Source organism: Nonomuraea aridisoli, from assembly GCF_003236395.1.
Classification (GTDB): domain Bacteria; phylum Actinomycetota; class Actinomycetes; order Streptosporangiales; family Streptosporangiaceae; genus Nonomuraea; species Nonomuraea aridisoli.
The window spans coordinates 1-7,748 of sequence record NZ_POUD01000363.1 but is presented as its reverse complement, the minus strand read 5'-3'; the positions used below and the strand labels follow the sequence as shown (position 1 = coordinate 7,748).

General features: G+C 73.9%; 4 protein-coding genes. 2 read left to right on the top strand and 2 right to left on the bottom strand.

The annotated features are described in order from the left end of the window. Positions 1 to 2,032, bottom strand: a 2,032-nt coding sequence (locus C1J01_RS43925) for a putative T7SS-secreted protein (protein ID WP_220040419.1), incomplete at its 3' end; no start/stop codon positions are given. Positions 2,033 to 2,193: 161 nt separating this feature from the next. Here C1J01_RS43925 and C1J01_RS49380 point away from each other — a divergent pair. Next, on the top strand, positions 2,194 to 3,054 hold the full coding sequence (locus tag C1J01_RS49380; RefSeq protein ID WP_146615949.1) for a hypothetical protein: 861 nt from the start codon (positions 2,194 to 2,196) through the stop codon (positions 3,052 to 3,054). A 26-nt stretch (positions 3,055 to 3,080) separates the two neighbouring features. Further along, positions 3,081 to 3,386, top strand: coding sequence for a hypothetical protein (locus tag C1J01_RS43915; protein WP_111184947.1), 306 nt, complete (start codon positions 3,081 to 3,083; stop codon positions 3,384 to 3,386). 59 nt (positions 3,387 to 3,445) lie between these two features. On the opposite strand, the gene C1J01_RS43910 is transcribed toward C1J01_RS43915, so the two are convergent. Then, on the bottom strand, positions 3,446 to 7,600 hold the full coding sequence (locus C1J01_RS43910; protein WP_220040418.1) for an FtsK/SpoIIIE domain-containing protein: 4,155 nt from the start codon (positions 7,598 to 7,600) through the stop codon (positions 3,446 to 3,448). Positions 7,601 to 7,748 lie beyond the last annotated feature (148 nt).

The following is a 7,748-nucleotide window of genomic DNA, read 5'->3' as shown; positions in this document are numbered from 1 at the left end:
GTGCGGACTGGGGCGCCAGCGACGGGGACGGCGTGGTTTGGAGGTCGGTCGGTCTGGAGCGGGCGTACTCGTCCAGGTGGAGGGTGACGTTGTGGGCGACCCGGGCCTGGGTCGTTGTCTCCGACAGGTGGGCGCCCGTGCCGAAGACCGGGGTGTCGGCGCGGTTCATCGTGGAGGGGAAGAGCAGGTCGAGCGCGTTGTTCGCCGACGTGCCCGAAACGCCGGCGTGGGTGAGGCTCGCGCCCGCCTGCGGCGATGCCGTGTGCGTCGTGGAGACGGACAGGGAGCCGCCGTCGGCGGGTGCGTGCAGGTTCGTGGGGGTGTGCAGGTTGAGGGCCTGGGCCGGCGTGGTCGAGAGCGCGGGCAGCCCCTGCGTGTGCAGGCCCTGTGTCCCGGCGAACGCCGGTCCGTGGTTCAGCGTGGTGCCGAGGTTCGCGCTGACCCCGAGGCCCAGGTCCCCTCGCGCCGCCGGGGCGGCCCAGTCGCCGACGCGGACGGCGTTCAGCTCGTGGATCGGCGTGTCCAGCAGGGCGTCCAGCCGCCGTACGGCGTCGGGCGCGAACATCAGGCCGTCGCCGAACCCCGTACCGGCCCGGAAAGCGGGGGGTGCGGCGAGGCCGATGCCGCCGGCCGGCCCCACGTGCAGGTCGAGCGCCCGCATCCCGGACCAGTCGCCCAGCTGGAGCCGCGTGAGGTCGGGCCGGGGCACGTCCAGCAGCGAACCCACGTGCTGCACGGGCGGCGGCGGCACGGCGGCGGCGCCACGCCCGAGAGCGCCGGCGAGCGGGGCGCCGAACAGGTTCCTGGCCTGCAGGCCGCGCTCGACGACCCCGAGCCGCAACGCCTCCCGCAGGCCGAACCGGCCGATCTCCCCGGCGTCCACCGGCAGCACCAGCCGCAGGATCTTGGCCCCGCCGAGCTGGGCGACGGCGAAGTCCCAGGCCGCGCCGAGCCCCTTGCCGCCCAGCGTCATGCCCGCCGAGAAGGTCCGGCCGGTCCAGCTCCAGGCCGCTCCGGCGCCCCTGGCGACCGCGCCGGGAAAGGCGCGGATCACCCCGGGCACCGCCCGCAGACCTTGCACGGCCACGATCCCGCTCGTCCGGATCATCCCGGTGAAAGATGGCATGTGCGTCAGCGGCGCCATCACCCACAAAGACCCGGACCTGATCCAGGTGCCCGCCAGCGCGGCGAACCCCCGCAACCCCGGCAGGATGGTGACGGTACGCAGCCCGCCCCCGGTGAAAAGACCGCGGAAGAACCCGAAGACGGCCGGCCCGGCGGTCTTCAACCCCTGCCAGGTGAACTTCGCCGCCGCCCCGACGAGCTGGAAGATCGGCACGGCCTTGGTGGTGGGCGCGATCATGCCGAGCCCGGCCAGGAAGAGGTCCAGCAGACCGGCCTTGCCCTGGGAGAAGTCCACCGCCGTCTTGATGAAGAGCGTCAGGTTGACCCCGATCGCGAGCAGCGCGACCGGCCCGCCCACGAGCAGCGCGGGAACGATCAGGATGATCGCCAGCCACTTGAAGGCGTCCCAGAACATCTCGCAGTCCGACACCGGCTGCTTGATGCCGCGGGCCGCCTCGCTCACCGTGGCGGCGGCGGAGGAGGCGGCCTCGGCCAGGGCGGCGCCCGCGGCACGGGCGGTGGCGGCGTACTCGTCGCGGAGGGGACGGTCTTCCTCGGAGGTGAGCCCGCGCCCCTGGCTCAGCGCGGTGTCGGCGCGCGACTGCTGCTCCCGCATCGCCGCCGCGTAGAAGACCAGGGTGTGCGCGGAGCCCTCGAACGCCTCGGCGATGCTCCGCACGAAGCTGCGCAGCGGCCCCTCGATCTTCTCGCGCAGCGCGTCGGCGGTCTGCCCCATCCACGCGCCGTCACCGGTCTTGGCGAGCACCATGTTCAGGGCGTTGTCGATGTCCCTGGCCACGCCGCCGAGCTCGGCCAGCGACCGGGCGAGCTGGTCGATGCGGTCGGGGTCGCCGGGGGTGGGGTCACCGGCGAGTCCGAGCGCGTCCCAGTCGGTGGGGCGTGGCATGGCGGGGGTCTCCCTCACGTCCTCGTCGCGCTTGTGGCGCTACGTCTCCGCAGGGACCACGTTCGACCCTCTGCTCCGGTTCATGCCAGAAAGGGATGAACCGGACGCCCCCTTCGCGCGTGGTCCGATAGTCCGGGACTTCCGCGCGAACGGAGATGCCGTTGCCCGACTTCGCACTCGACTACAGCGTCCTGCACGAGGCCCGCAAGGACCTGCACGACCTCGCCGACCGCATCGCGCCCACGCTCGGCGGCAGCGACTTCGCCAACCTCGGCAAGGGCGACTTCGGCGACGCTCAGGCGATCTTCGGCCACGCGGGGCTGACCAACGCGTTCCGCAGCCTCTACCGGCTGTCCAAGGATCCGATGGAGAACGCGGTGGACCGGCTCAAGCGCCTCGGCGACCTGTTCGGCTCCGTCTCCGACGCCTACTTCGACGTGGACGCGCAGATCGCCGACGGGCTCGGCGTGATGGGCGCCCAGCTGGGCCTGGACGAGTGGCGCAAGGACAAGGCCGCCTGGGACTACCGCAACGAGCACGCCGACAAGTGCGTGCCGGACGCCAACGGCGACATGCCGGACTTCTGCCGCGCCACCGACCCGGGGGCGCCGCCGGTCGACCAGGTCATCAACACCCCGAACGGACAGGTCCACACGCACCTGACGCTCGACGAGAACAACAACGTGGTCAAGGAGGAGACGACCGTCACGCACGACGACCAGAGCTACTCCTCGGTCACGACCTACAGCGACGGCGGCAGGAGCTACCGCACGGAGACGACGTTCTCCGACGGCGGCAGGACCGTCGCCGACACCCGCATCACGAACGACGACGGCGGCGGCACCATGACCGTCACCGACCAGGACGGCAAGAAGACCGAATACACCCGGGACAACCGCTCCGAGGAGTGGAAACAGGTCGGCGGCGAGGGCGACGGCGACGGCGACGGTGTCCCCGACGACGCCGTGCCGCCCCCGCCGCCGCCCAGGGGCACGACCGGGCCGCCCCCGCGCAACGTCTGACGAAACCACCCACGAAAGGACCGGCCATGCCGCCGAACATCCAGCTCGACTACCCCGCCATCGAGGCGACCTCGAACACGCTCAACTCGGCCTCCGACAACATCGTGCCGATGCTGAACGACCTGCGGACCAACGTCAACGACCTGCTGCAGAACGGGCTGGTGTTCCAGCAGTCCAGCCCCGCCCTTCAGGAGGCGTACGACAAGTTCAACACCAGCCTGCTCGCCGCCATGGACGGCATCAAGGGCTTCGCCAAGCAGTTCATGGACATCCGTACGCAGATGGAGAACATGGACAACGAAATGGCGAGCAGCATCCGTTCCAGCAAGTGACCTGACGGGGGCCCGCCGGACAACGCCCGTCCGGCGGGCCTCACGCGTCCGGCGGGCCTTCACGCGTCCGGCCGCAACACCGTCAGCGGCACCTGCACCGCCATCACCTCGCCGCCCGGCCCGCCGGTCCACCCGCGCCCGGGAGAAGGAGCGGTACGCAGCAGGTGCGTCGGCAGCCGTACGCCGATCATGTCGCCCTCCTGCATGCTCTTCGGCGCGAGCAGCACGCCCCGCCGCGCCCGCCGCGCCGCCGACACCCAGCTGCCCAGCGCGAGCTGGAGCGACTCGGCCATCCCCGCGTACAGCAGGCCGAGGCCGTGGTCCCGCCCGGACAAGGCGATCTCCTTCAGCACCCGGTCGCAGGCGGGAGAGGCCAGCAGGTCGGCGTCGTCGACCACCACGACCTTCGGCCCCGGCAGCTCGTCCAGCGCCGCCTGCACGCTCTCCGCCGCCGGATCCGCCTCGGCGAACACCCGCGCCTGCGGATGACGGGAGAGCGCCCGCAGCGGCGAGTCGCGAGGCGTCAGCACCACCAGCGAGGTGCCGCCCGCCAGCAGCGAGACCGACAGCGCGGCCAGCGCCGTGCTGCGCCCCGACCCGGCCGGCCCGAGCACGGCGAAGACGGCCGACGAGCCGGCGAAGTCCACCCCGACCGGCGCCGCGTCGTCGCCGCCGACCCCGAGCAGCCCCCACATCGGCCGCCGCGGCTCCGCCGGCACCAGCGCGTACGCCGCCGCGAAGTCCACCGACCTGGGCAGCGTCGCCACCCGGAACGGCAGCCGCCCGGCGGGCAGGGCCGCCTCGCGCCGCCGGGCCGTCCTGGCGATCGCCCGCAACGCCTCCGCCTGCTCCTGGCCGCCCTCGCCGGCGGACAGCAGCGCCACCTGCGTCTCGGTGCCGCTCAGCACGTGCCAGCCGCGGCCGGGCGGCACGTTCGCCGGGGCCTTGCTGGGCAGCATGCCGACGAGCTGGTAGTCGTTGCGGTCGCCCTGCCGCAACATCAGCTTGTGGTCGTTGTGCGAGGACATCCGCCCGCTGAGCAGCGACCGCTCGGATGTGGCGATCACGTGCAGGCCCGCCGCCGCGCCCTCGCGGAGCAGCCGGGTCATCACGTCGGCCGGCCGGCCGTTGTCGAACTCGTCCAGCATGCCCTGCAACGCGTCCCAGCCGTCCACGAACAGCAGGATGTGCGCCGGGCGTTCCGCCTTCGGCAGCAGGCCGCGCAGCTCGTTCAGCCCGGCCGCCCCATGCGCGGCGATCCGCTCCTGGCGGGCGGTCAGCTCGGCGGCCAGGCGGTGCAGCAGGCGGGTCAGGCGTTCGGTGTCGTGCCGGGAGACGACCGCGCCGCAGTGCGGCAGCGCCTCCAGGGCCGCCAGGCCCCCGCCGCCCGCGTCGATCCCGTAGACGTGCACGTCCGCGGCGCTCGCCGTACGCGCGGCGGAGCCCGCCATCGTCCGCAGCACCTGCGTACGGCCCGAGCGCGGGGCGCCGATCACGTACAGGTGGCCGAACACCGCCAGGTCCATGGTGGCGACCCGGCGCTGCTGCAGCTGCGGCACGTCCTCCAGCGCGTACGGGATCGGCGGCGGCACCACCCCGCCGGAACGGCTCGGCACCGGCGGCAGGTCGTCGAGGACCACCCGCTCCTCCAGCGGCGGCAACCACGGGCTGGGCTGCGGCTCGTAGTCGTCCAGCCGGTCCGCGGCCTCCCTGACCGCCGCCACGAGCGCCCGCAGGTCGGTGGGCGCGGGCGCGGTCACGACCTCCTCGCCGTCGTCGGCGGGCGGTGGCGCGGGACGGCCGAGCCCCGTCCACGACAGCTCCGCCGCCCGGACGCCGCGGCGCGGCCTCTGACGTTCGCCGCCCGTGCCGGGCCGCTCGGCGCCTACCCAGGCGGCCTGGAACGGCACCGCCGAGCGCGGGCCCATCCGCACCAGCGCCCGGCCCGGCGTGTTCGCCGAGATGTTCACCGCCTCGGAGGTGTCGATGATGTCCTGGCTCTCCGTCGCGTCGGTCACCCGCAGCGCGATGCGCAGGTTGGTGTTCGCCCGGATGTCGCTGGTGACCGCACCGGCCGGCCGCTGCGTCGCGAGCACCAGGTGGATCCCGAGCGAACGGCCGCGCTGCGCGATGCCGATCAGGCCGGGCACGAAGTCCGGCACCTCCCTGACCAGGGTCGCGAACTCGTCGATCACCAGCAGCAGGCGCGGCAACGGGGCCAGCGACGGGTCCTGCGCGCGCTTGGCGCGGTACTCCGGATGGTCCTTCGCGCCCGCCTCCGCCAGCACGTGCTCGCGGCGGCGCAACTCGGCGCTCAGCGACTCCAGGGCCCGGGTCACCAGGTGGGCGTCGAGGTCCGTGACCATGCCGAGGGTGTGCGGCAGGTCCGCGCACTCGCGGAAGGCGCTGCCGCCCTTGTAGTCGACGAGCACGAACGTCAGCTCGTCCGGGCGGTTGGCGGCGGCCAGCGCGGCCACGAACGCCTGCAGCAGCTCCGACTTGCCCGAGCCCGTGGTGCCGGCGACGAGACCGTGCGGGCCGTCGCGCACCAGGTCGAGGGCGAGCGGGCCGTCGTAGCCCGCGCCGACGACGAACGCGGTCGAGGCGGGCCGCCGTCTCCAGCGTTCCAGCAGGTCGTCCGCCCTGGGCGGCTCCAGGTGGATGAGGTCGAGGAGGCGTACTCGCTGGGGCAGGCCGGCGTCGTGCTCCGGGCTGACGTCCCGGATGGGCGCCAGCGCGCGGGCCACCTGCTCGCACCAGCCGGGCTCCACCAGGTCGGCCCGCACGCCCGTGACGTCCGGCGCCCCCGTGCGGCGGACCGTGAGCTCGTGGCCCTCCGCCAGCACGACCGTGCCGCACTCCTCGGGCAGCAGGCGTTCCTGCTCGTCCAGGCAGACGCTGAAGACCCGGACCTTCGGGCCGTCGGTGAGCACCTGCACCATGCCCGGCACCTCGCGCAGCTGCCGGGCGCCGTCCGCGACGACGAGCACGTCCGGTTCGCTGAACATCGCCCGCCCCATCGACGAGCCGAGCGCCCGCTGCCGGGCGGTGACCTGCGCGACCAGCTCCGACACCCGGTTGGCGACCGACTCGGGGTCGTTGCCGATCGACACCACCGGGCCGCCCGGCGCTCCCGGGCGCAGGTGCGGCAGCCAGCGCACCCACCGCCAGTCCGCCTCCCGCGCCCGGTCGGTCAGCACCACCACACGCACGTCGCGGGGGCTGTGCAGGACGGCCGTCTGGACGACGAGCCAGCGGGCCAGCGCCTGCACCGCGTCCTGCGGCCCGGCCACGCCGACCACCCCGTGGTCGGGGACCTCCACCCCGATCGGCACGTCCGGCACGTTCCACCTGACCATGCGGTGGTTCTCGTCCCTGGCCGGCTCGTCCAGCTCCTTCACCGACGGCTGGTCCACCGTGCCCAGCCGGAGCACCAGGTGGTCGGGGTCGTTGCGGCGGCGCTCCCACAGCCGGCCGCCCGGCCCGCACGCCAGCAGCGCCACCGTCGCCGGGTCGGGCCCGGCCACGCCGCGTACGCGCCGCTCCCGGCGCACCGCCGCGTGGATCTCCGCCTCCAGCGCCCTGCGGCGCTGCCGGTACGTACGGCCCTGCTCCTCCAGCTGCCTGCGGTTGCCGCGCTTGCCGGAGATCCAGTTGGCCAGCGCCATCACCGGGCTGAACAGCAGGAAGATCAGATAGAAGTACGAGTTGAAGACCGACACCATCACCAGGCCGAGCACCACCGGCATGATGACGAGCAGCAGCGGGAACGGCCTGCGGCCCGGCGGGTGCGGCGGCGGCGGCATCCGCAGCCGCTCGCTGTCCAGGTGCGGCGCGATCCTCGGCGGCCTGTTGTAGTCCACCCCCACGCCGTCCGCCGAGGGCACCACGGCGGCGTCGGCCTCGACCGGCGCCGACACCCGCAACAACACCGCCCCCACCCTCAGATCGGCGTCCTCGGGCCACGCGTACACGCCGGGCGCGAGTTCCCGCCGCCGCGCCTCGCCGGACGCCGGACGGCGCCCGTCCCCGGACGGCGTCTCGCGGCCTCCCCGCCCTGCCGCACCGGGCGAGCCGTCCTGCCGGCGAGTGCCGTCGGCCGGCGACTCGTACCGTGCCTCGTCCGGCTCGGGCCGTCCGTCGCGGGGCCGCAACCGTTCGAGAGCGGCGTCCACGGCGCCGTCCCGGGGCGGCCGCACCTCCCGCAGACTCACCTCACCCGTCAATGGCGCCGTACGGTGCCAGCACGCGGACCCGTCCGGCATGACGGTCACCCACAGGCCCCTCTCGGGCACGTCCCGCCCGCTCACCCGGATGGCGCACAAGGGGTCGGACCCGACCTCGTGGCTCCCGGCCGACAAC